Genomic DNA, 20,422 nt, shown 5'->3' with positions numbered 1-20,422 from the left:
GAAATATAAATTGTTGTACACTTCTACTTATACAAGCATCAATATAATTATACCAGTTTTGTAAAATTATCCATAAAATACACAAAAAAAATCCGTAAAGGCAAAGCCCTTACGGATTTTTTTACTTCATATCGGAAACGTTCAAACGGTTCACAGCACGTTGTAATGCCATTTCTGCACGTTTAAAGTCAACATGTGCTTGTTTATCTTGCAGACGTTGCTCAGCGCGACGCTTCGCTTCATTTGCACGATGGATATCGATATGGTTTGCTTCTTCAGCAGATGATGATAATACAGTCACTTTATCTGGACGAACTTCGATAAAGCCACCGCTTACTGCTACATAATCAGTGTGTCCACCATTTTTCAGACGAACTGCACTAATTTTTAATGGTGCAACAGTTGGAATGTGACCTGGTAAGATCCCCATTTCCCCACTCTCTGCTTTTACACTTACCATTTCTACTTCTTTTTCGTAAACCGGTCCATCAGGAGTTACAATACTGACTGGAAATGTCTTCATACTTCGTCCCTCCTAAGGCCTTACGCCATCATTTTCTTCGCGTTTTCAATAACTTCTTCAATGCCACCTACTAAGCGGAATGCATCTTCTGGAAGGTCATCATATTTTCCTTCTAGAATTTCTTTGAAACCACTAACTGTATTCTTTACAGGTACGTAAGAACCTTTTTGACCTGTAAACTGCTCAGCTACGTGGAAGTTTTGAGATAAGAAGAATTGAATACGACGAGCACGATGTACAACTAACTTATCTTCTTCAGATAACTCATCCATACCTAAGATAGCGATGATATCTTGAAGCTCTTTATAACGTTGTAAAGTTTGCTGTACTTGACGAGCTACTTCATAATGCTCTTCTCCTACGATTTCTGGAGAAAGTGCACGAGATGTAGATGCTAATGGATCTACGGCTGGGTAAATACCCATTTGCGTTAAACGACGCTCTAAGTTTGTTGTTGCATCTAAGTGAGCGAACGTTGTAGCTGGTGCTGGGTCAGTATAGTCATCGGCTGGTACATATACCGCTTGGATAGACGTGATAGACCCTTTATTTGTAGATGTAATACGCTCTTGTAATTGACCCATTTCTGTTGCAAGTGTTGGTTGGTAACCTACCGCAGATGGCATACGACCAAGAAGGGCAGATACTTCAGAACCCGCTTGCGTGAAACGGAAGATGTTATCGATGAACAGAAGTACGTCTTGTCCTTGCTCATCACGGAAATGCTCAGCCATTGTTAAACCTGTTAATGCAACACGTTGACGTGCTCCAGGTGGCTCGTTCATTTGTCCGAATACCATCGCAGTTTTCTTGATTACGCCAGAATCGCTCATTTCATGGTATAAGTCATTACCCTCACGAGTACGCTCACCTACACCAGCGAATACAGAGATACCACCGTGCTCTTGTGCGATGTTATTGATTAACTCCTGAATTAATACTGTTTTACCTACGCCGGCACCACCGAATAGGCCGATCTTACCACCCTTAATGTAAGGAGCAAGTAAGTCTACTACTTTAATACCAGTTTCAAGAATTTCTACTTTAGTAGATAATTCTTCGAATGCAGGTGCTTGACGGTGAATTGGATCACGGTGTACATCCGCAGGAAGTTCACCATCTAAGTCAATTGCATCACCTAATACGTTGAATACACGTCCAAGTGTTGCATCACCAACTGGTACAGAGATTGCTTTACCAGTATCTTCTACTTCTGTGCCACGAACAAGTCCATCTGTGGAAGACATCGCAACTGTACGAACTGTATCATCACCTAAATGAAGTGCAACTTCAAATGTTAAGTTCATGCTTCCGTTTTCGTTGCTTTGTTTTACCGTAAGGGCATTGTAGATTTCTGGTAGCTTTCCGCCATCAAACTTAACGTCTACAACCGGACCCATGATTTGCGTAACGCGCCCTTTATTCATCGGGTTCCCTCCTAGCTTTCTTTTAATTAGCTACCTCTATCAGAGAAGTTAGCTTTTAATTTTTTATTAGTTTAGCTTACGCGACTCTCCTGAAAGAGCCGCTTCCGCTTTTTATTGAATCCAGCTCCAGCGGTTAGAATGTTCGGTGGCTTCGCTTTTTCCTACGAGGCACAAATCCCCTCTACGTCAAAAGGCTCCATCCCCCTCTTATTCTGAACGAACCGCTTCCGCTTTTTAATACTATTCTAACGCTGCTGCTCCACCAACGATTTCCGTAATTTCTTGCGTAATCGCTGCCTGACGCGCACGGTTGAATGAAAGTGTAAGTGAATCGATAACTTCCATTGCGTTGTCTGTAGCACTCTTCATTGCTGTCATACGCGCTGCGTGCTCACTTGCTTTACCGTCTAGTAATGCACCGTACACTAAGCTTTCTGCGTATTGTGGCAATAGTACTTTTAAAATTTCTTCTTCAGAAGGTTCGAATTCATAAGCTGTCGTCGGTTTGTCAGACGCCACATCAGTAAGCGGTAAAATTTTATTTTCCGTTACCTCTTGTGAAATTTTACTTACGTAATGGTTGTAGTAAATGTACAGCTCATCATAAGCACCATCTGCGAACATCGCAATTGCTCGAGAAGCAAGGTCTTTAATATCAGTAAATGATGGGTGGTCAGATAATCCAACTACTTCATCAATAATGTTAAAGCCGCGACGTTTTAAATAATCACGTCCTAGTCGTCCAAGCACAATAATAGAATATTGGTTTGAATCCATATTATGACGTTCACGAATTACGTTACTTACTGTACGTAATACGTTACTGTTATAACCACCTGCTAGTCCGCGATCAGACGTAATAACGATGTATCCTGTACGCTTTACAGGACGCGCATTTAGCATTGGATGATTAATCCCTTTGCTTCCTTGCGCAATGCTCGCTACTACTTCTTGAATCTTTTCCATATACGGAACGAAAGATTTAGCATTTTGCTCTGCACGGTTTAACTTAGATGCAGATACCATCTCCATCGCTTTCGTAATTTGACTCGTTTTCTTTGTCGAGTTAATCTTCGCTTTTATATCGCGTAAAGATGCCACAGGTTTTCACCACCTTTTTTCCGGAAGTTGGCACGATTAGTAAGAATCCTCTTCCTAATCTACGTTGCAAGATATTCTTGCTCATGATTGAAGGAAAAGAATAGGTGCACCTACTCTTTTCCTTTACATGACCTTTAGCAATCTCAGAGCCCGAGATGCCTTTTATATATACTATCTAGCTCCAGCGGCTTGAACGAGCCGCTTCCGCTTTTATTATTCAGAAGCTACGAATACTTTTTTAAATCCATTGATTGCTGCTGCAAATTTGTCGTCATCCGCAAGTTTCTTAGTTGTGCGGATTTCTTCTAATAAGTCAGTCGCATTAGAATCTAACCAAGCATGGAATTCTTCTTCAAAACGAGTGATATCTACTACTGGGATATCATCTAGGAATCCACGTGTTAAAGCGTAAAGAATGATAACTTGTTTCTCTACACGTAACGGTTTGTGTAATCCTTGTTTTAATACCTCAACAGTACGAGCACCACGGTTTAATTTCGCTTGAGTTGCTTTATCAAGGTCAGAACCGAACTGAGCGAACGCTTCTAACTCACGGTAAGATGCAAGGTCAAGACGAAGTGTACCTGATACTTTACTCATTGCTTTAATCTGAGCAGATCCACCTACACGAGATACAGAAGTACCCGCATCGATCGCTGGACGTACGCCAGAGAAGAATAGGTCAGATTGTAAGAAGATTTGTCCATCCGTAATAGAAATTACGTTTGTTGGGATGTATGCTGATACGTCCCCTGCTTGTGTTTCGATGAAAGGTAGTGCAGTTAAAGAACCGCCGCCTTTTGCATCACTTAATTTTGCTGCACGCTCTAATAAGCGAGAATGTAAGTAGAATACATCCCCTGGGTAAGCTTCACGACCTGGAGGACGACGTAATAGTAATGACAGCTCACGGTAAGCCGCTGCTTGTTTTGATAAGTCATCATATACTACTAATACGTGTTTACCATTGTACATGAACTCTTCACCCATTGTTACACCAGCATAAGGAGCTAGGTATAGTAATGGAGCTGGTTGAGAAGCAGATGCAGTTACAACGATTGTGTATTCTAATGCACCGTGCTTACGTAGTGTTTCTACTACGTTACGTACAGTTGATTCTTTTTGTCCAATTGCTACGTAGATACAAATCATGTCTTCATCTTTTTGGTTAATGATTGTATCAAGTGCAACTGCTGTTTTACCAGTTTGACGGTCACCAATGATTAACTCACGTTGACCACGGCCAATTGGTACAAGAGCATCGATCGCTTTAATACCTGTTTGAAGTGGCTCATGAACAGATTTACGATCCATTACACCTGGTGCTGGACTTTCGATTGGACGAGTGTTTGTTGTATTGATTGGGCCTAAACCATCAACTGGTTGACCTAATGGGTTTACAACACGACCAATTAGTTCTTTTCCTACTGGTACTTGCATGATGCGACCAGTACGACGAACTTCGTCACCTTCACGGATTTCTGTGTAAGGTCCTAAAATGATAATACCTACGTTGTTTTCCTCTAAGTTTTGTGCTAGTCCCATAACGCCGTTAGAGAACTCTACAAGTTCACCAGCCATAACGTTATCAAGACCATGAGCACGCGCGATACCGTCACCAACTTGGATAACTGTACCAACATCACTAACTTCGATTTCAGACTGATAGTTCTCGATTTGTTGCTTTATCAGTGCGCTAATTTCTTCAGCTCTGATGCTCATGTGCTTCACCCCTATCTATTCTTCATTAATTCACGCTGAATACGTGCTAATTTTCCTTGTAAACTTCCGTCATAAATGCGATTTCCAATACGCACTTTAATTCCGCCTAGTAAATCTTCATCTACAACATTTTTCACGCGAATTGCATCTTTTCCCGTTCTCTTTGCAAATGCTTCAGCAATGTTAAGCTTCTCTTCTTCTGATAGAAGACGAGTAGAATATACAGTTGCATCCGCTACGTTACGTTCTTCATTAGCAAGAACAACATATTCATCTGCAATTTCAGGTAAGATATCAATGCGTTTGTTATCAATTAAAATATATAACGTATTTAAAATAGATTCAGAAACAGATCCGAATACGTTTGCAAGAAACGTTTTCTTTTGTTCCTTTGAAATGTTCGGTTGCGTTAAAAAGCTATGTAGTTCTCCGTTCTTTACATAAACGTTTTGTACAAGGCGTAATTCCTCTTCAAACATTTCTAATACGTGTTTTTCTTTTGCAATTTTAAAAAGAGCGACAGCATAACGTTTTGCTACAATCCCATTGCTCATCGCGCTTCTCCTACTTCTTTAATATAATCGCGAATTAACTTCACTTGATCTTCTTCTTTTAATTCTTTTTCAATTACTTTAGAAGCAATTTGAACAGATAAAGAAGCGACTTGTTCTTGTAAAGCAGCAATTGCTTGCTCTTTTTCGCGTTGAATTTCTTGTACAGCAGATGCTTTAATTGATTCTGCTTCTTCTTTCGCAGCAGCAACAATAACATCCTTTTGATCTACAGCTTGCTTTTTCGCTCTTTCGATTAACTCTTGTGCTTCAACACGCGATTGTTTTAACATCTCACGTTGTTCTTCTACTAATTTCTTCGCTTCAGCATTATTTCTTTCTGCAGCGTCGATTTCATTAGCAACGTGCTCTTCACGTTCTTTCATAATTCCCATTAAAGGACCCCACGCAAATTTGCGTAGCATTACTAATAGAAGTAAGAAAATGAACAATGTATAAGCAATCGTTCCAAATGGAATGGAAGCTCCTAATAATAAAGTTGGCACAAGGATTCACTCCCTTCAAAATATCTAAATTGATCATATGAAAAAAAAAGACATACGTTTCGTTCATAAAGCAATGGCGAAGAAAGTTCGGAAAAACACTCTTCGCCATCTATGTAAGGGGAGTCTCCCTTATTTGTTCATTACGATGAATGCAATAACTACACCGATGATTGGAAGTGCCTCAACTAAAGCAACCCCGATGAACATAATTGTTTGAAGTGCGCCTTTTAATTCTGGTTGACGAGCAACACCTTCGATTGTACGTGATACGATAAGACCGTTACCAATACCTGCACCTAATGCTGATAAACCAATTGCAATTGCAGCTGCGATTACACCTAAACTCATTTAATTTGTCCTCCTTTGTATTATAAAAAAATAAATTTTTTCTTACTTAAATTATATTAATGGTCATGGCTTACTTTATGAGCCATATAAACCATCGTTAACATAACGAAAATAAATGCTTGGATTGATCCAACGAATACACTGAATCCCATCCATGCTAACATTGGTACAAGCGCACCTAATGCCCCAAGGACTGATGCTCCGCCCAACTTAGCAAGTAATCCTAATAAGATCTCACCTGCATAAATGTTACCAAATAAACGAAGACCTAACGTTAATGTGTTAGCAAACTCCTCAATAACCTTTAATGGGAATAAGAATTTCATAGGTTGGAAATAACCTTTTACGTACTCTTTCGTACCCTTCATCTTAATTCCATAATAATGGGTGAGGGTAACTACCATCACGGCTAATGTTAATGTAACTGCTGGATCAGACGTTGGTGATCTCCACCATGCAATATGTTCGCCAGCTTCAGTTGCTGAATACATGAATGGTAAACCAAGGAAGTTCGATACGATGATAAACATGATAAGCGTAACGCCAAGCGTTAAGAAACGTCCACCTGTTTTCCAGTCCATCGTACTATTGATAATCCCTTTCACGAAGTCAAACACCCATTCCATGAAGTTTTGCATCCCGGTTGGGCGAAGAGCTAAGCTGCGAGTTCCGATAACAGCGATTAAGAAAACAATAACTGCTGCTACAGTAACCATCATAACTGATGACAAATCGAACGTTAAACCTAGAAATTCAACTAATTTACCGTGTTCCACTAGTAATTCACCTCTCTTCCCTGCTCTTATACTCTAAATAAAGAAAATCTATGATCATGACAAGGTATCCTGTCAGCAATCCTACACCTAGGCCCCACATCGCGATTAACTCTTGATATTTGGCTGCAAATAAAATTAATAACCCAATCGTGGCGAATCTTGAATATGTACTTACCGCTGTTGCCTTGAACTTCACGTTTTCTCCATTTGTTACGCGATCTAGCAGCTTGTCTGTTCTACGTGCAATGATGCGCAAACTAAGAAAACTGAAAATCGTACCGATAATCAGTCCAAGAAATACATCCTTGTAAGAGGTAAATCCCCATCCTAGCACTAGAAGCGCAAGCAAGTAGTACATATATTTCTTTTGTCTTTGGACAAGTCCATGTACGTCTATCATCATTGCTCTCCCGAATAGTAATGTCGAATGAGTCGAATCATTGCGTATACCCCTGTTCCTAGTCCGAGTAATAACCCTATAATAAGAAACAACGGAAACGTTCCAACCTTATTATCAATCCACTGCCCACCAAAGATTCCAACAAGAATAGAACCGACTAATTGAGCAAGAATACCTGACATTAAAGCATAAGCTTTTATATGGCTGCGATCGTTTTTTTGCAAGGATTCATCCCTCCAATATGTAACCCTCATTCACGATGTGTTAATAATAACTCATTTTTTTGCATAAATCCTATACAAAACAAAAAGTTTACATTTTCGTCACGGAATAGATGTAATTTTGTCACTGAAAGCCCTACCATCTATCCCCGTTGTTAGCATACAATAGGGTATTAACAGTGTCAACGAGAAATCGTAAAAAATCTAAAAATTTGAGTATTAGGCATTTCCTCCCAAAAATGAAAACGTTCCCCTTCTAAATACTGGTTACATATATGCAATTTCTAACAGTTTTCTCTTTATAATAGAAGGAAATGTTCACAAGTTTGTCACTATTATATTTTCGAGATATAACGCTTTTCTTCCATAATATAGTGTTCCTCAGACGTAAGACTTCTATATTATATGTGAGGTGTATGCAACTTATGTTGTATATACGATGTATATTTATCCTCTCCCCCTCCCCTACTTGCTTACAGCAAAAAAGACGAGCTGGGGAATCTCCCCTGCTCGTCAGTTGTCTTACTTCGTTCCGAATAAACGGTCACCAGCATCACCAAGACCTGGTACTACATATCCGTGGTCATTTAATTTCTCATCTAATGCTGCTACATAAATATCAACATCAGGATGTTCTTCTTGTACTACTTTTACCCCTTCTGGAGCTGCAACGATACACATTAATTTAATTTGTTTCGCACCGCGCTTTTTCAGAGAGTTAATTGCTTCAGCCGCAGAACCACCTGTTGCTAGCATCGGATCTAGTACGATAAAGTCACGCTCTTCTACATCCGTTGGAAGTTTCACATAGTATTCTACCGGTTGCAATGTTTTAGGGTCACGGTATAAACCAACGTGTCCTACTTTTGCTGCTGGAATTAATTTCAGAATTCCATCAACCATTCCTAAACCTGCACGTAAAATCGGAATTAAACCAAGTTTTTTACCAGCGATCACTTTTGTTGTCGCTTTGCTTACAGGTGTTTCAATTTCAATGTCCTTAAGTGGAAGGTCGCGAGTAATTTCGAAAGCCATTAAGCTTGCTACTTCGTCCACTAATTCACGAAAATCTTTCGTACCTGTATTCTTATCGCGAATATATGTAATCTTATGTTGAATTAACGGGTGATCAAATACATACAGTTTTCCCATGTGAATCTCTCCTTTAGATGATATTCATGCGTTTGCACGCTTTTTTACACTATTTACGATTGTAAAGAAAACGCTACTAATATTCAAGGGCAAATTTGGCAAAATCATGATTTTACAATGAATCTATCTAGTATCTTTACCAATTATGGGAGCTGTATCCTTCATTATATCGCCAAAATTTATTCATCATTTGTATACATACTTTAAAAATAATATATGTCCAAAAAAAAGACCGCCAAAACAATTAAGTCTCGGCAGTCTTCTTCAATCTATTATAGATTTGGATACATTGGGAATTTGCTAGTTAACGCTTCTACACGCTTACGTGCTTCTTCTAATGCAGCTTCATTTTCATGATTTTTTAATGTATAAGCAATAAGTGACGCAATTTCATCCATTTCTTCTAAACCGAAACCACGAGATGTTACAGCTGCTGTACCGATACGTACACCACTTGTTACAAATGGGCTTGCTGTTTCAAATGGAATTGTATTTTTGTTCACTGTAATACCAACTTCATCTAATACGTGCTCTGCTACTTTACCTGTGATTTCTAAGTTACGAACATCAATCAAGATTAAGTGATTGTCTGTTCCGCCAGAAACAAGTGTAAGTCCTTCTTTTTGAAGACCTTCAGCTAAGCGGTTCGCATTGTTAATGATATTTTGTGCATATGTTTTGAAATCATCTTGAAGTGCTTCACCAAATGCAACAGCTTTTGCAGCGATTACGTGCATAAGTGGACCACCTTGAATACCAGGGAAGATTGATTTATCAATTTGTTTTGCAAATTGCTCTTCACATAAAATCATACCACCACGCGGACCACGTAACGTTTTATGTGTTGTCGTTGTAACGAAATGTGCATGTGGTACTGGATTTGGATGTAAACCAGCAGCTACTAAACCTGCGATATGTGCCATATCAACCATTAAATAAGCGCCCACTTCATCTGCAATCTCACGGAATCGCTTGAAATCGATAACACGAGGGTATGCACTTGCACCTGCAACGATTAATTTTGGTTTATGTTCTTTCGCTTTTGCTAATACATCATCGTAATTAATACGGTGAGAGTCAGCATCCACGCCATATTCTACGAAATTATATTGTACTCCACTGAAGTTAACAGGGCTTCCGTGTGTTAAGTGACCACCATGAGATAAGTTCATACCAAGTACTGTATCGCCTTGCTCTAAAATCGTGAAGTATACTGCCATGTTCGCTTGTGCACCAGAGTGTGGTTGAACATTTACGTGCTCTGCGCCGAAAATTTCTTTTACGCGATCACGTGCGATATCTTCTACTACGTCTACGTGTTCACAGCCACCATAGTAACGTTTTCCAGGATATCCTTCAGCATACTTATTCGTTAAAACAGAACCTTGTGCCTCCATTACTGCTTCACTTACGAAGTTTTCCGAAGCAATTAACTCAATCTTTGAACGCTGTCTTCCTAGTTCTGCCTCAATTGCAGCAAATACCTTTTCATCTTGACGTTTTAAATGATCCACCAAAATCCCCCTTTTCTGAACGAATTACATCGATTCCCAACAGTTTTTTCTTATTTATTCAGAAAAAACGAAAATTCAGGTTGTAATTCTTTCGAACCTTCATGTTTTCAACTACATTCTAACATGACTTTCTATATCATAAAAGAAAAAAAAGACCGAAAATCGGTCTTTTCTTTCTTCTATTATAAAGTCAGACAACATACCTTTTACCTTATGATAAACAGGTACTATATGACTTTCTAATTTCTCATATTTAACGGCAAGTGGTAGTCTCTTCCACTGCCGCATAGACAGCACGTGCTCCACCAATTAGTTTTCCACGTGTTTTGGCCATCGTTACATGCGCACTTCCAATTTCCTTCACATTTGTACGAACCGGAACAGCTACATGCTTTAAATGCATACCGATAAATGTATCACCAATATCCATTCCTGCATCAGCTTTAATAAACTCAACTACTACCGGATCTTTCAAATTGTGATACGCATATGTCCCCAATGCACCACCTGCTGATCTAACAGGCGTAACTGTTACAATTTCAAATTGATATTTTATCGCTACTTCTCTCTCAACTACTAAAGCACGGTTTAAATGCTCACAACATTGAAACGCTAATTCAATACCTGTTTGCTCTTGAAATTGTTTTAACTCAGAGAAAATCGCCTCTGCTACTTCCATCGTTCCTGATGTTCCAATTCTTTCGCCTAGCACTTCGCTCGTGCTACAACCCACTACAAAAACTTGACCGCTTTGTAATGAAGCTTGTTCTTGGAAATCAGAAAGCGACATTTGTAGCTGTTCTCTTACCTTTACGATTTCTGTCATTACGCCTCTTCCTTTCACAGGTTGGTTCACCAAATTATATTTCACACTACTGATAGTTAGAATCTATTACTTTGTTTCGTATGTTTTAATTTTTCCTACGCGGTTTTCGTGACGACCACCTTCATAATCAGTTGTTAACCAGATTTTCGCGATATCACGCGCTAGACCAGCACCAATTACACGCTCGCCCATTGCTAGCATGTTAGTGTCATTATGCTCTCTCGTCGCTTTCGCGCTGAAAGTATCATGAACTAACGCACAACGGATACCATTTACTTTGTTTGCTGCGATTGACATACCAATGCCTGTCCCACAAACTAAAATACCACGATCTACTTCACCATTCGCTACCATTTCAGCTGCTGGAAACGCAAAGTCAGGGTAATCAACAGAACCAGCTTCACATTCACAACCTAAATCAATATATTCAATATTTAACTCTTCTAATAAACTTACAAGTTCTTTGCGGATATTCATACCGCCGTGATCAGATGCTATTACTACTTTCATTTTTACCCCTCCAAAGTTTCAATCAATTATCTTCATTTCACACTCGCTACCTCATATAGGAAGAAGTGATCTCCAATATCGTATTATACACGAAACATCAACCTACTGAATGTTTTTTCAGTAAAGTTTGTACAAGTTTTTCCATCTCATCTAACGTTTCTTTATAAATAGAAAGCGAGCCTCCAAATGGATCTGAAATGTCCTTGCCTATACCTTCAGTTAATCCATATAACGTATTTAATTTCTTTTCAACGCTCGGATAATGCCCAAGTACAATTTGCTTATGGTTTTCTGTCATCGTTACGACAATATCAGCCCAATCAAGCAAAGTTTCATTTACTTGCTGCGCCGCATGATCAATTGAAATTCCTTTTTCAGCTAAAGCTTTCTTCGCATGTACCGATGCATCGCTCCCAGGATAGGCGAAAACACCAGCAGATTGCACTTCAAACTTATCTCCTCCGTGATGACGAAGCAACGCCTCAGCCATTGGACTACGACATGTATTGCCAGTACAAACAAATAACACTCGTTTCATTCAAACCCACCCCTATATTCGATTTCTTATCATTCATCATAACTTACATTAGAATAGAACAAAAGAAATGTGAATATACAAAAGGCGCATTTCTCTTATATTTTTTCTAAGAAAAATGCGCCTTATCCACATATATGTGAAACCCTATTTCCAAGTGCCTAGAGTATTTTAACATACATACTGAACACGCAACAAAAATAAGGAATCCATTTCATACGAAACGGATTCCTCTTATATTGCAATTATTTCATTGTAACTTTCATTACTTCTGTTGAACCTTTTGTAGCTGCTACGCCTACAGTTGTCTTAATAGACTCAGCTGCATCTGTGTTTGTAATAACAATTGGAGTAATTGTGCTTTTCGCTTTTTCACGGATTAATTCTAAGTCGAATGAGATTAATTTATCTCCAGCTTTTACAGCTTGGCCTTCAGAAACGTGAGCTTCGAAACCTTCGCCTTCCATTTTTACAGTTTCTAATCCAACGTGGATTAAAATTTCTGTACCGTTTTTCGCTTTAATTCCGATAGCATGTTTTGTGTGGAATAATTGTACGATTTCACCATCAACTGGAGATACAACTACACCTTCAGTAGGATCAATTGCAACACCGTCACCCATCATACGACCAGCAAATACTGGATCTGGTACTTCTTCAATATTTTTCACTGCTCCAGTTAATGGAGCTACGATTGTTTCTTCATTTGTTTTTGAACCAAGACCGAATAATTTTTTAAACATAGGATAGTCCTCCTTATAATTTACCTAAAAGTTTATAGGGCAATCCCTAGTAAAACTCGGGATACATGTAAGACTTCATACTTCGAATATTATACTGTAAAAACGCTTTCGAAATAAATTATGTCATTACTAATAGACTCTTATTGTAGCGCTTCACAAAATTCCAGTCAATTCTGATTGTCTGAATAACAATTAGAAGTTAACTTCTATTTATATTTTCTCTTTTTTTGCCCAACTTGTCTAGAGGTCTTTACTACATTTTATTTTTTGTTGTTAATTTGTAAAATTTAATTCAAACTTTTTTCAAAATCCACTTGACTAAAGTAAGTAACTATTTTATTATTACTTACATAAGGTAAGTTAATAACTTTTAGGAGGTTTTTTAAAATGATGGATTTCGGTCTACTTATTATTCGTCTTATTATAGGAATTACATTCATGGGTCATGGCGCTCAAAAATTATTTGGTTGGTTCGGCGGTTACGGTTTAAAAGGAACAGGTGGCTGGATGGAGTCAATCGGTTTACGTCCTGGTGTATTTATGGCATTTATGGCTGGCACAACTGAATTACTAGGTGGTTTCTTATTTGCATCAGGGATTTTCATTGTAGTTGGTTCATTATTTATCGTTGGAACAATGTTAATGGCTATCTTCACTGTTCACGGAAAAAATGGTTACTGGGTAACACAAAACGGATATGAATATAACTTAATGTTAATCGCTGTCGCTGTTGGTGTAGCTTTAATCGGACCTGGCGCATACGTTTTACTTTAATTTTTATCTCAAATTTGAGATTCTTGAAAAAGAACTTACTTCATTACAATTGAAGTAAGTTCTTTTTATGAAACAAAATATTATTTCCAGCAGGATTTTCTCATCGTTATCTTGTAAACAAACAATAAGTATTCATATTTAGAAAGGGGATTACAAGCATGTTATCCATTAATCCAAATGAACAAACTGAAAAAGATAATTACAAATTACTTACCGGAAGTATCATCCCTCGTCCTGTCGCATTCGTTACTTCTGTAACAAAAGAAGGTGTACTAAACGGAGCACCATATAGTTATTTCAATATTGTCGCTGCTAATCCACCACTTATCTCAGTATCTGTACAACGAAAAGCAGGAGAAAGAAAGGACACTTCCCGAAACGCAATTGAAAAAGGAGAATTTGTCGTACATATTTCTGACGAATCATATGTAGCAGCAATTAACGAAACAGCAGCTAACCTCCCGCCAAATGAAAGTGAAATTGAACTAGCAAAACTAACACCAATCGAAAGTGAAGTCATCTCTGTTCCAGGTGTAAAAGAAGCAAATATTCGAATGGAATGCGTATTAGAACGTGCAATTCCACTTGGCGGAACGGAAGACTCACCAGCTTGTGATCTACTAATTGGACGCGTCGTTCGTTTCCACGTTGCCGAACATCTATATGAAAAAGGGCGCATTCACGCCGAAGGACTCAAACCAATAAGCCGCCTAGCAGGACACAACTATGCAAAATTAGGAGAACAATTTGAATTGGTTAGGCCAGTTTAAAAGTGGAAGTGGCCCGTTTAGCTCTGACCAGCTAAGGTTCTCTCGCACAAAAGGTGCTTTTTACCTTTCGTGCGGGAGGTTCTTAGATGCGAAGAGCTGGCCACTGGAACTGGATAATATCTAAAAGCGGAAGCGGCTCGCTCAGAATCGCAGGGCACTTCAAGCTCTCGACCTTGAAGCGCTTTTTGCTTCATGCGAGAGAGCGAAATGACCGGAGATTCTAGCCGCTGAAGCTGGATAATATCTAAAAGTGGAGGCGGCTAGATTCCTCCCATCACTCAAATATAAAATCCCCTGCTTTTTAGCAGGGGATTTTATCATTGTAATTCTTCCTTCTTTTCCTCTAAAGTAGGCATTTTCTCTTTTTTCGGCTTCCCTAGCTTAATTACGAAGAAGTATAGGGAAAGCAATGTAATAAGAAAAACAATTAAAAACGGGTACGGAGAGTAAAAAGCACGCGCCGCCTCAGTCTTTCCCGCAACAAATTTCAATGACTCAATATCTAAAAACTCAGCAAACATTTGTACACCGAGCATACTAAACCAAAAAACAAAAAAACTAATAATAATACCAAAAACTTGCTTCAATCTCGTCATTCATCTCATCCTTTCTATATCTGTAATTTTTAGCGTAATAAATATAGTACAAACAAAATATTCACAGAAAGGAACTATCTCACCATTCACGAATTAACTTAATCCAACCTAACATCGAAATTTGCAAAATAATACCCCAAATTATAAGTCTTCTTAGCCATCGAGGAAAGAAGGTTAAAAATTTAACATACCATTCCAATAGCTTGTTCATAATTCCCTCCTACATAAAATTATATAGGAAAAAGGATATATAATCCAAACCCAACCAAAATGATACCACCTACTATCTCACCGTATGTACCGAGCATATCTTTCGCATGTCTCCCAATTAATAAACCAATCCACGCTAATAACATGCTAACAAATCCAAACAGTAAAATCGTAATAATTGTCTGTGCCCCATAAATACCAAGACTAAGCCCTACTGAGAAACTATCTATACTGACGCCAAATGCAAATACGAATAAACTAATTCCAATAGGGGCAGTTCTAGTCTCTTCATTTTGTAAAATGGTCGAATATACGATATAAAACCCTAGTCCGATTAATAAAATAGCACCCGCAAAATGTGCGATATCTCCATATTTCTCTGATAAAAAACGACCTAGTACCATTCCTATAAACGGCATAATAATATGAAATATCCCTATCGTCATACCAATATACAGGATTTGTCTTAACTTTAGGGGCATCATCCCCATACCAAGACTCACCGAGAACGCATCCATCCCTAAGGCGAATGCCATAATTATTAAAGGTATTAGCTGTTCAAACGTCATTCATGCCCCTCCTTGGACGTGCTACTTCACAATATGCTTATCCAAGGAGAAATATTCTGTTTGCTAATCTTACCTTATCATTCAATAATAATATGATGTCCTGCCGCTTTTGTTAAACGATTCATAATTGCATTCCCTATTCCTTCATTAGGGAATGACTCACTAAAAATAACATCCACTTCACTTGCATCAAATGTTCTAAGTACATCATATAATTTAGTCGCAACGCTAGCTAAGTCACTTCTAACACCACAAGATAATATAACATCTGCACTATATACATGCTGATACTCTTCTGTCGTTAATACGCCTACTTTAAATCCTTCTTTCTTTTTCTCATCCACAAGATGCTGAATAAACTCACGTGAGCCCTCGACAATACTAAGTGGTGCTTTCGGCGCATAATGTGTGTATTTCATTCCAGGCGATTTCGGTTTTTCCTTCTCATCCTTTAAAGCTGGATCTAAAGAAACAGTACCTATCACCGCTTCTAATTGTTCTTTCGTAATCCCACCTGGACGTAATATTGTTGGAACCGTGCTTGTACAATCAATTACAGTTGATTCAACGCCTACTCCAGTTGCACCACCATCAACAATACCTGCAATCTTCCCATTCAAATCTTCATATACGTGAGAAGCTAATGTTGGACTTGGACGCCCTGAACGATTCGCACTTGGTGCCGCAACAGGTACATTCGCCTCTTCAATAAGAGCAAGTGCAATTGGATGATCAGGCATTCTTACTCCAACCGTATTAAGTCCTGCCGTCACCTTCTCTGAAATTCCTTCTTTTCTCGGCAAAATAATTGTTAATGGTCCTGGCCAAAAATGCGCCATTAACTTCTCTGCAACTGGTGGAATTTCTTTCACAATCCCATCTAACTGAGATTTTGTACCTATGTGGACAATGAGTGGATTATCACTCGGTCTTCCTTTCGCTTCGAAAATTTTCGCGATTGCTTCATCATCCATCGCGTTTGCCCCTAACCCATATACTGTTTCCGTAGGGAAAGCAACCGCCTCATTTTCTCTTAATAATTTTGCTGCTTCTTGTAACTGTGGATAATATTTTTTTCTTTCCACAACATTATCCACAACCCACATATTTGTATGCATTTTTTTCCACGTCCTTTTCTAGCCTTAAATACTTGTCTATTTTTAGTTTACTATGAGATTTATCCAAAAGACAAACAAGGTTTATCCACAAAATGTGGATAAACCTAATTAATCCGTGGATAACTTTGTGAATAGCTGACAATTTAGTATTATTGCATTCTGCTCTTTTATATTTTTACAAAAATGTTCTAGCTGTTGAATTCCCTCTGGAACCTCATCCTTTTCTATAGTAAAAAAGTCAAAGAACTGAAAGATCGGTACAGATTGTGGATGATTTGTTAGTAAGTACAATTGTTGAACACTTTTTTCTTTCATATACTGCAAAAACATTTCAAAAAAATATAAGAAAGTCTGTTTATCCACATGAGGTGTGAATAAACAAGAACGAATAAGTACATCTTCCCCACTTTGTTCATAACCAATTACAGCTCGTATTTCTTCCGCCTCTTCCAAAATCATAAATTGTGCGTACAACTCATTTATTTTATCATCTTTTTTATTAGCTTGTCCGAAAAAAGAATGTAATCTTTCCACATCTGCTTTCGTAGCAAAATACACTTTCTTCATAATAAATCCCTCCTCATTTTTATATATGAGGAGGGATTTATTAATAGTACTATTTAGAGAATAAAGATGTAAAAGCTTCTACAATAAACAATTTAACTTCTGGCTTTTCTTCTTCCTCTTCTACTTTTACATACTCATTTTGCTGTTCTTGTTTTTTCTCCACAGATTTCTCCACTTTTTCCACATTTTTTGTTTCTTCTTTACTTACAGGCTGCTCTTCAACTTTTGTTTCATTTTTCACTACTTTCTTTTCAGAAGCTGTTACTTTTTTTACTGCTTCCCGCTTTACAACTTTCGTTTCTTTTACCTCATCCTCTTTTTTCTCTTCTACATTTACTACTTCTTCATTATCTATTTGTTTTACTTGCTCCTCTTCAGGAGATTCAGCCTTCACAACATGTTCTTCTTTCCTTACAGCTGTACCACTTGAAAAATCTAAGAAACACATTGGTGGAAATAATACACACCACCAGTTTGCCCCTTCACCTTCCCCAATTGTAATTAAGACTGCTTCATATTCCCCTGCCGGATAAATAAAATTCCCATATACCTTTGTAGGAAACTTTACATTCTTACTAAATTTCACTTGAAATGATTCTTTACTTCCTTCTCTTTTTAACGTATTTTCCACCGTTTTCTCGATTTCTGGAATATGACTTTGAATTACTTTGCGCGCCTCTTCAAATGAAGTTAAATCCGCTACCCATCCATCAATTTGTGCTTTTACTTCATCACGCACTTTACGCTTTAATGCCTGGTCTTTATCTGAATCACTATTTGCTAAAATTCGTAATCGAACGGCCTCTTTCGGAATAACTGAAGGCCCTTTCGCATCAGCTTTCATATATCCAAACTGCACAAGTAACTGTGCACCAATTAATAGTATAAGAAGATAAGCAATAACTTGTTTTTTCATTTCCTCCACCGTCCCTTCTACAAACAGTGTGGACAGACTTTCATCTTTCTAAACTATTAAATTCAAAATCTATATGAATTTTTCCACAAAAAAATAGAGTAAGGTGTGAACCTTACTCCATCTCTGCAAATACCATACGATCTTTTCCGTTAATATCGAAAACAACCTCAACATGAGCATGTGGAAAAGCTTGTTGTAACAATCTTTTTACATCCTCACCTTGTCCTACTCCAATTTCAAACGCCACAATCGCTTTCTTCTGCAACACATTCGGCAATTCTTCCATAAAACGGCGATAGAAATCTAATCCGTCTTCACCACCAACAAGTGCTCTCTTCGGCTCATGCTCTTTCACAACAGGAGAAAGACCACGCCAATCCTCTTCCGGTATATATGGAGGATTTGAAACAACAACATCTAGCTTTTGACCCGTTTTATGAAATGGTGACAATAAATCACCGTGATAGAACGTTACTTCTGCACCTAAAGCTTTTGCATTTTCTTTTGCAACTTCAATCGACTCTTGTGCAATATCTACTGTATACACATGAAGATTTTTATTTTCTAAAGCAAGCGTAATAGAAATCGCTCCACTACCTGTACCTATATCTGCTACATGTAGTTTCTCATCACCAAAATGGCGCTCGATTCTTTCTAATACTCCCACTATAAGCTCTTCTGTTTCCGGCCTTGGTATTAATACTTCTTCATTCACAAAGAAAGACCGTCCATAAAACATTTCATAACCAATCATATATTGAATAGGAATACCTTCTACATGCTTATGGATAAACTCCGTAAAGCTTTTCTCTTGTTCCTCAGTTATTTCTTCACGCATATTCATAAGTAATCCTGTTCTGTTCACCTTTAATACATGACAAAGGACAATTTCTCCCGCATTTTCATCTCGTCCATTTTCCTGTAAAAAAGAAGAAGCCCATTTCAGGGCTTCATAGACACGCATTACTCCGCTGCCTCCATCTTTTGAGCCTGATCTTCCATCACTAAGGCATTGATGAAATCATCTAACTTACCTTGTAAGATTTGATCTAGCTTTTGAATCGTTAAACCGATTCGATGGTCTGTAACACGGTTTTGCGGGAAGTTATACGTACGAATACGCTCTGAACGATCTCCCGTACCAACAGCTTGTTTACGGTTTTGATCATACTCAGCTTGCGCTTCTTGTCTAAACTTATCATAAACACGTGCGCGTAATACTTTCATCGCTTTTTCTTTATTCTTGATCTGTGATTTCTCATCCTGACAAGATACAACTACACCAGTCGGTAAATGCGTTAAACGCACCGCTGACATCGTTGTATTAACGCTCTGTCCACCAGGTCCACTAGAAGCGAATGTATCAACACGAACATCTTTCTCATGAATATCAATTTCTACTTCTTCTGCCTCTGGTAATACAGCTACAGTTGCTGTAGATGTATGAATACGTCCACCAGATTCCGTTTCAGGAACACGTTGTACACGGTGAGCACCATTCTCGAATTTCAGCTTCGCGAAAGCACCTTTACCATTAATCATAAAGATAATCTCTTTATATCCACCTAACTCTGTATAGCTAGCCTCAATAATCTCCGTTTTCCAGCCCTGTACCTCAGCGTAACGGCTATACATACGGTATAAGTCACCAGCAAATAAAGCTGCCTCGTCTCCACCAGCAGCTCCACGAACCTCAACGATAACGTTCTTATCATCATTAGGGTCTTTTGGAACAAGTAAAATTTTCAGACGCTCTGATAATGTTTTATCTTGTGATTCTAACTCAGAAACTTCTTCTTTTACCATTTCACGCATTTCTGCGTCTAACTTATCTTCTAACATTGCTTTCGCATCTTTTAATTGCTCACGAACATCCTTATACTCACGATACACCTCTACCGTTTCCTGTATATCAGACTGTTCCTTTGAATATTCACGAAGCTTATTTGAATCACTAATAATCGCTGGATCACTTAACAATTCATTTAACTTCTCATAACGATTTTCTACAGCTTGCAAACGATCTAACACATCATTCACCTCTACA

27 protein-coding genes are annotated in these 20,422 nt (G+C 38.2%); 2 read left to right on the top strand and 25 right to left on the bottom strand.

All coding sequences use genetic code 11. The features are described from left to right. Positions 1-121 precede the first annotated feature (121 nt). The 17 genes from atpC to ACTFN4_RS15500 all read right to left on the bottom strand — a co-directional run bounded on the left by atpC (position 122) and on the right by ACTFN4_RS15500 (position 12,855). Positions 122-523, bottom strand: a complete 402-nt coding sequence (gene atpC, locus ACTFN4_RS15580) for a F0F1 ATP synthase subunit epsilon (RefSeq protein ID WP_000847211.1) — start codon at positions 521-523, stop codon at positions 122-124. A gap of 20 nt (positions 524-543) precedes the next feature. After that, positions 544-1,950 (bottom strand): F0F1 ATP synthase subunit beta, encoded by a 1,407-nt coding sequence (gene atpD, locus ACTFN4_RS15575; protein ID WP_001032595.1) that lies wholly within the window; start codon positions 1,948-1,950, stop codon positions 544-546. Positions 1,951-2,190: 240 nt separating this feature from the next. After that, a complete protein-coding gene (atpG, locus tag ACTFN4_RS15570; protein WP_000157696.1) occupies positions 2,191-3,051 on the bottom strand; it encodes a F0F1 ATP synthase subunit gamma in 861 nt (286 codons plus the stop codon). Positions 3,052-3,264: 213 nt separating this feature from the next. Beyond that, complete coding sequence (gene atpA, locus ACTFN4_RS15565) at positions 3,265-4,773, bottom strand: F0F1 ATP synthase subunit alpha (protein WP_000027518.1); 1,509 nt, start codon at positions 4,771-4,773, stop codon at positions 3,265-3,267. Between the two features lie 11 nt (positions 4,774-4,784). Further along, on the bottom strand, positions 4,785-5,327 hold the full coding sequence (gene atpH / locus ACTFN4_RS15560; protein ID WP_000064683.1) for a F0F1 ATP synthase subunit delta: 543 nt from the start codon (positions 5,325-5,327) through the stop codon (positions 4,785-4,787). Then, complete coding sequence (gene atpF / locus ACTFN4_RS15555) at positions 5,324-5,830, bottom strand: F0F1 ATP synthase subunit B (protein ID WP_001142624.1); 507 nt, start codon at positions 5,828-5,830, stop codon at positions 5,324-5,326. The genes atpH and atpF overlap by 4 nt, the downstream gene beginning before the upstream one ends. A 129-nt stretch (positions 5,831-5,959) precedes the next feature. Next, positions 5,960-6,178, bottom strand: coding sequence for a F0F1 ATP synthase subunit C (atpE, locus tag ACTFN4_RS15550; protein ID WP_000052064.1), 219 nt, complete (start codon positions 6,176-6,178; stop codon positions 5,960-5,962). Positions 6,179-6,234: 56 nt separating this feature from the next. Continuing rightward, positions 6,235-6,954 carry a F0F1 ATP synthase subunit A gene (gene atpB / locus ACTFN4_RS15545; protein WP_000399871.1) on the bottom strand — a complete coding sequence of 240 codons (720 nt, stop codon included), beginning with the start codon at positions 6,952-6,954 and terminating at the stop codon, positions 6,235-6,237. Positions 6,955-6,961: 7 nt separating this feature from the next. Further along, the gene (locus ACTFN4_RS15540; protein WP_000567600.1) at positions 6,962-7,354 is read right to left on the bottom strand and encodes an ATP synthase subunit I; all 393 of its coding nucleotides are present in this window, start codon (positions 7,352-7,354) and stop codon (positions 6,962-6,964) included. Further along, the gene (locus ACTFN4_RS15535) at positions 7,354-7,578 is read right to left on the bottom strand and encodes an AtpZ/AtpI family protein (RefSeq protein ID WP_001171223.1); all 225 of its coding nucleotides are present in this window, start codon (positions 7,576-7,578) and stop codon (positions 7,354-7,356) included. Before ACTFN4_RS15535 ends, ACTFN4_RS15540 begins: the two co-directional genes overlap by 1 nt. Positions 7,579-7,604: 26 nt before the next feature. Beyond that, positions 7,605-7,718, bottom strand: a complete 114-nt coding sequence (locus tag ACTFN4_RS15530; RefSeq protein WP_000232962.1) for a DUF4024 domain-containing protein — start codon at positions 7,716-7,718, stop codon at positions 7,605-7,607. A gap of 379 nt (positions 7,719-8,097) precedes the next feature. After that, on the bottom strand, positions 8,098-8,727 hold the full coding sequence (gene upp, locus ACTFN4_RS15525) for a uracil phosphoribosyltransferase (protein WP_000517539.1): 630 nt from the start codon (positions 8,725-8,727) through the stop codon (positions 8,098-8,100). A 272-nt stretch (positions 8,728-8,999) separates the two neighbouring features. Next, positions 9,000-10,241 carry a serine hydroxymethyltransferase gene (gene glyA / locus ACTFN4_RS15520; RefSeq protein ID WP_000349805.1) on the bottom strand — a complete coding sequence of 414 codons (1,242 nt, stop codon included), beginning with the start codon at positions 10,239-10,241 and terminating at the stop codon, positions 9,000-9,002. A 253-nt stretch (positions 10,242-10,494) separates the two neighbouring features. Next, positions 10,495-11,067, bottom strand: a complete 573-nt coding sequence (locus ACTFN4_RS15515) for a TIGR01440 family protein (protein WP_000136385.1) — start codon at positions 11,065-11,067, stop codon at positions 10,495-10,497. Positions 11,068-11,133: 66 nt separating this feature from the next. After that, positions 11,134-11,577 carry a ribose 5-phosphate isomerase B gene (gene rpiB, locus ACTFN4_RS15510; RefSeq protein WP_000869542.1) on the bottom strand — a complete coding sequence of 148 codons (444 nt, stop codon included), beginning with the start codon at positions 11,575-11,577 and terminating at the stop codon, positions 11,134-11,136. A 97-nt stretch (positions 11,578-11,674) separates the two neighbouring features. Next, positions 11,675-12,115: a low molecular weight protein arginine phosphatase gene (locus tag ACTFN4_RS15505; RefSeq protein ID WP_439962514.1), complete on the bottom strand. Its 441-nt coding sequence runs from the start codon at positions 12,113-12,115 to the stop codon at positions 11,675-11,677. Between the two features lie 242 nt (positions 12,116-12,357). Continuing rightward, on the bottom strand, positions 12,358-12,855 hold the full coding sequence (locus tag ACTFN4_RS15500) for a PTS sugar transporter subunit IIA (protein ID WP_000473665.1): 498 nt from the start codon (positions 12,853-12,855) through the stop codon (positions 12,358-12,360). A gap of 387 nt (positions 12,856-13,242) precedes the next feature. On the opposite strand from ACTFN4_RS15500, the gene ACTFN4_RS15495 reads away from it, so the two are divergent. Together ACTFN4_RS15495 and ACTFN4_RS15490 are read left to right on the top strand one after the other, a co-directional pair. After that, positions 13,243-13,629: a DoxX family protein gene (locus ACTFN4_RS15495; RefSeq protein WP_196478848.1), complete on the top strand. Its 387-nt coding sequence runs from the start codon at positions 13,243-13,245 to the stop codon at positions 13,627-13,629. Between the two features lie 158 nt (positions 13,630-13,787). Continuing rightward, positions 13,788-14,399, top strand: a complete 612-nt coding sequence (locus ACTFN4_RS15490) for a flavin reductase family protein (RefSeq protein WP_000949055.1) — start codon at positions 13,788-13,790, stop codon at positions 14,397-14,399. Positions 14,400-14,716: 317 nt separating this feature from the next. Here the strand turns inward: ACTFN4_RS15490 and ACTFN4_RS15485 are convergent, their stop codons facing one another. The 8 genes from ACTFN4_RS15485 to prfA all read right to left on the bottom strand — a co-directional run bounded on the left by ACTFN4_RS15485 (position 14,717) and on the right by prfA (position 20,406). Then, positions 14,717-14,995, bottom strand: a complete 279-nt coding sequence (locus ACTFN4_RS15485) for a DUF3935 domain-containing protein (RefSeq protein WP_000197472.1) — start codon at positions 14,993-14,995, stop codon at positions 14,717-14,719. A 79-nt stretch (positions 14,996-15,074) separates the two neighbouring features. Beyond that, positions 15,075-15,206: a hypothetical protein gene (locus ACTFN4_RS15480; RefSeq protein ID WP_001037634.1), complete on the bottom strand. Its 132-nt coding sequence runs from the start codon at positions 15,204-15,206 to the stop codon at positions 15,075-15,077. 19 nt (positions 15,207-15,225) lie between these two features. Next, on the bottom strand, positions 15,226-15,774 hold the full coding sequence (locus ACTFN4_RS15475; RefSeq protein WP_000142475.1) for a manganese efflux pump MntP: 549 nt from the start codon (positions 15,772-15,774) through the stop codon (positions 15,226-15,228). Positions 15,775-15,851: 77 nt separating this feature from the next. Next, complete coding sequence (locus tag ACTFN4_RS15470; RefSeq protein WP_000557353.1) at positions 15,852-16,892, bottom strand: L-threonylcarbamoyladenylate synthase; 1,041 nt, start codon at positions 16,890-16,892, stop codon at positions 15,852-15,854. Positions 16,893-17,000: 108 nt separating this feature from the next. Further along, positions 17,001-17,459 carry a mechanosensitive ion channel protein gene (locus tag ACTFN4_RS15465; protein WP_000758437.1) on the bottom strand — a complete coding sequence of 153 codons (459 nt, stop codon included), beginning with the start codon at positions 17,457-17,459 and terminating at the stop codon, positions 17,001-17,003. Positions 17,460-17,508: 49 nt separating this feature from the next. After that, positions 17,509-18,375: a stage II sporulation protein R gene (spoIIR, locus tag ACTFN4_RS15460; RefSeq protein ID WP_000745065.1), complete on the bottom strand. Its 867-nt coding sequence runs from the start codon at positions 18,373-18,375 to the stop codon at positions 17,509-17,511. Positions 18,376-18,487: 112 nt separating this feature from the next. Continuing rightward, complete coding sequence (gene prmC / locus ACTFN4_RS15455; protein ID WP_001267065.1) at positions 18,488-19,339, bottom strand: peptide chain release factor N(5)-glutamine methyltransferase; 852 nt, start codon at positions 19,337-19,339, stop codon at positions 18,488-18,490. Further along, positions 19,339-20,406, bottom strand: a complete 1,068-nt coding sequence (gene prfA / locus ACTFN4_RS15450; protein ID WP_000887064.1) for a peptide chain release factor 1 — start codon at positions 20,404-20,406, stop codon at positions 19,339-19,341. The genes prmC and prfA overlap by 1 nt, the downstream gene beginning before the upstream one ends. Positions 20,407-20,422: the final 16 nt, after the last annotated feature.

It is taken from the genome of Bacillus cereus group sp. MYBK95-2 (assembly GCF_051915225.1).
Taxonomy (GTDB): Bacteria; Bacillota; Bacilli; order Bacillales; family Bacillaceae_G; genus Bacillus_A; species Bacillus_A cereus.
This window is presented reverse-complemented; position numbering and strand designations above follow the sequence as displayed.

Excerpts from the sequence above, each read along its gene's own strand:
- atpE (WP_000052064.1), bottom strand. The coding sequence starts at position 6,178 with ATGAGTTTAGGTGTAATCGCAGCTGCAATTGCAATTGGTTTATCAGCA.
- ACTFN4_RS15500 (WP_000473665.1), bottom strand. The coding sequence starts at position 12,855 with ATGTTTAAAAAATTATTCGGTCTTGGTTCAAAAACAAATGAAGAAACA.
- upp (WP_000517539.1), bottom strand. The coding sequence starts at position 8,727 with ATGGGAAAACTGTATGTATTTGATCACCCGTTAATTCAACATAAGATT.
- ACTFN4_RS15485 (WP_000197472.1), bottom strand. The coding sequence starts at position 14,995 with ATGACGAGATTGAAGCAAGTTTTTGGTATTATTATTAGTTTTTTTGTT.
- spoIIR (WP_000745065.1), bottom strand. The coding sequence starts at position 18,375 with ATGAAAAAACAAGTTATTGCTTATCTTCTTATACTATTAATTGGTGCA.
- ACTFN4_RS15530 (WP_000232962.1), bottom strand. The coding sequence starts at position 7,718 with ATGGTAGGGCTTTCAGTGACAAAATTACATCTATTCCGTGACGAAAAT.
- prmC (WP_001267065.1), bottom strand. The coding sequence starts at position 19,339 with ATGCGTGTCTATGAAGCCCTGAAATGGGCTTCTTCTTTTTTACAGGAA.
- rpiB (WP_000869542.1), bottom strand. The coding sequence starts at position 11,577 with ATGAAAGTAGTAATAGCATCTGATCACGGCGGTATGAATATCCGCAAA.
- ACTFN4_RS15480 (WP_001037634.1), bottom strand. The coding sequence starts at position 15,206 with ATGAACAAGCTATTGGAATGGTATGTTAAATTTTTAACCTTCTTTCCT.
- atpD (WP_001032595.1), bottom strand. The coding sequence starts at position 1,950 with ATGAATAAAGGGCGCGTTACGCAAATCATGGGTCCGGTTGTAGACGTT.
- ACTFN4_RS15475 (WP_000142475.1), bottom strand. The coding sequence starts at position 15,774 with ATGACGTTTGAACAGCTAATACCTTTAATAATTATGGCATTCGCCTTA.
- ACTFN4_RS15465 (WP_000758437.1), bottom strand. The coding sequence starts at position 17,459 with ATGAAGAAAGTGTATTTTGCTACGAAAGCAGATGTGGAAAGATTACAT.
- ACTFN4_RS15490 (WP_000949055.1), top strand. The coding sequence starts at position 13,788 with ATGTTATCCATTAATCCAAATGAACAAACTGAAAAAGATAATTACAAA.
- ACTFN4_RS15505 (WP_439962514.1), bottom strand. The coding sequence starts at position 12,115 with ATGAAACGAGTGTTATTTGTTTGTACTGGCAATACATGTCGTAGTCCA.
- atpC (WP_000847211.1), bottom strand. The coding sequence starts at position 523 with ATGAAGACATTTCCAGTCAGTATTGTAACTCCTGATGGACCGGTTTAC.
- atpA (WP_000027518.1), bottom strand. The coding sequence starts at position 4,773 with ATGAGCATCAGAGCTGAAGAAATTAGCGCACTGATAAAGCAACAAATC.
- ACTFN4_RS15470 (WP_000557353.1), bottom strand. The coding sequence starts at position 16,892 with ATGCATACAAATATGTGGGTTGTGGATAATGTTGTGGAAAGAAAAAAA.
- ACTFN4_RS15515 (WP_000136385.1), bottom strand. The coding sequence starts at position 11,067 with ATGACAGAAATCGTAAAGGTAAGAGAACAGCTACAAATGTCGCTTTCT.
- ACTFN4_RS15540 (WP_000567600.1), bottom strand. The coding sequence starts at position 7,354 with ATGATAGACGTACATGGACTTGTCCAAAGACAAAAGAAATATATGTAC.
- atpH (WP_000064683.1), bottom strand. The coding sequence starts at position 5,327 with ATGAGCAATGGGATTGTAGCAAAACGTTATGCTGTCGCTCTTTTTAAA.
- ACTFN4_RS15495 (WP_196478848.1), top strand. The coding sequence starts at position 13,243 with ATGATGGATTTCGGTCTACTTATTATTCGTCTTATTATAGGAATTACA.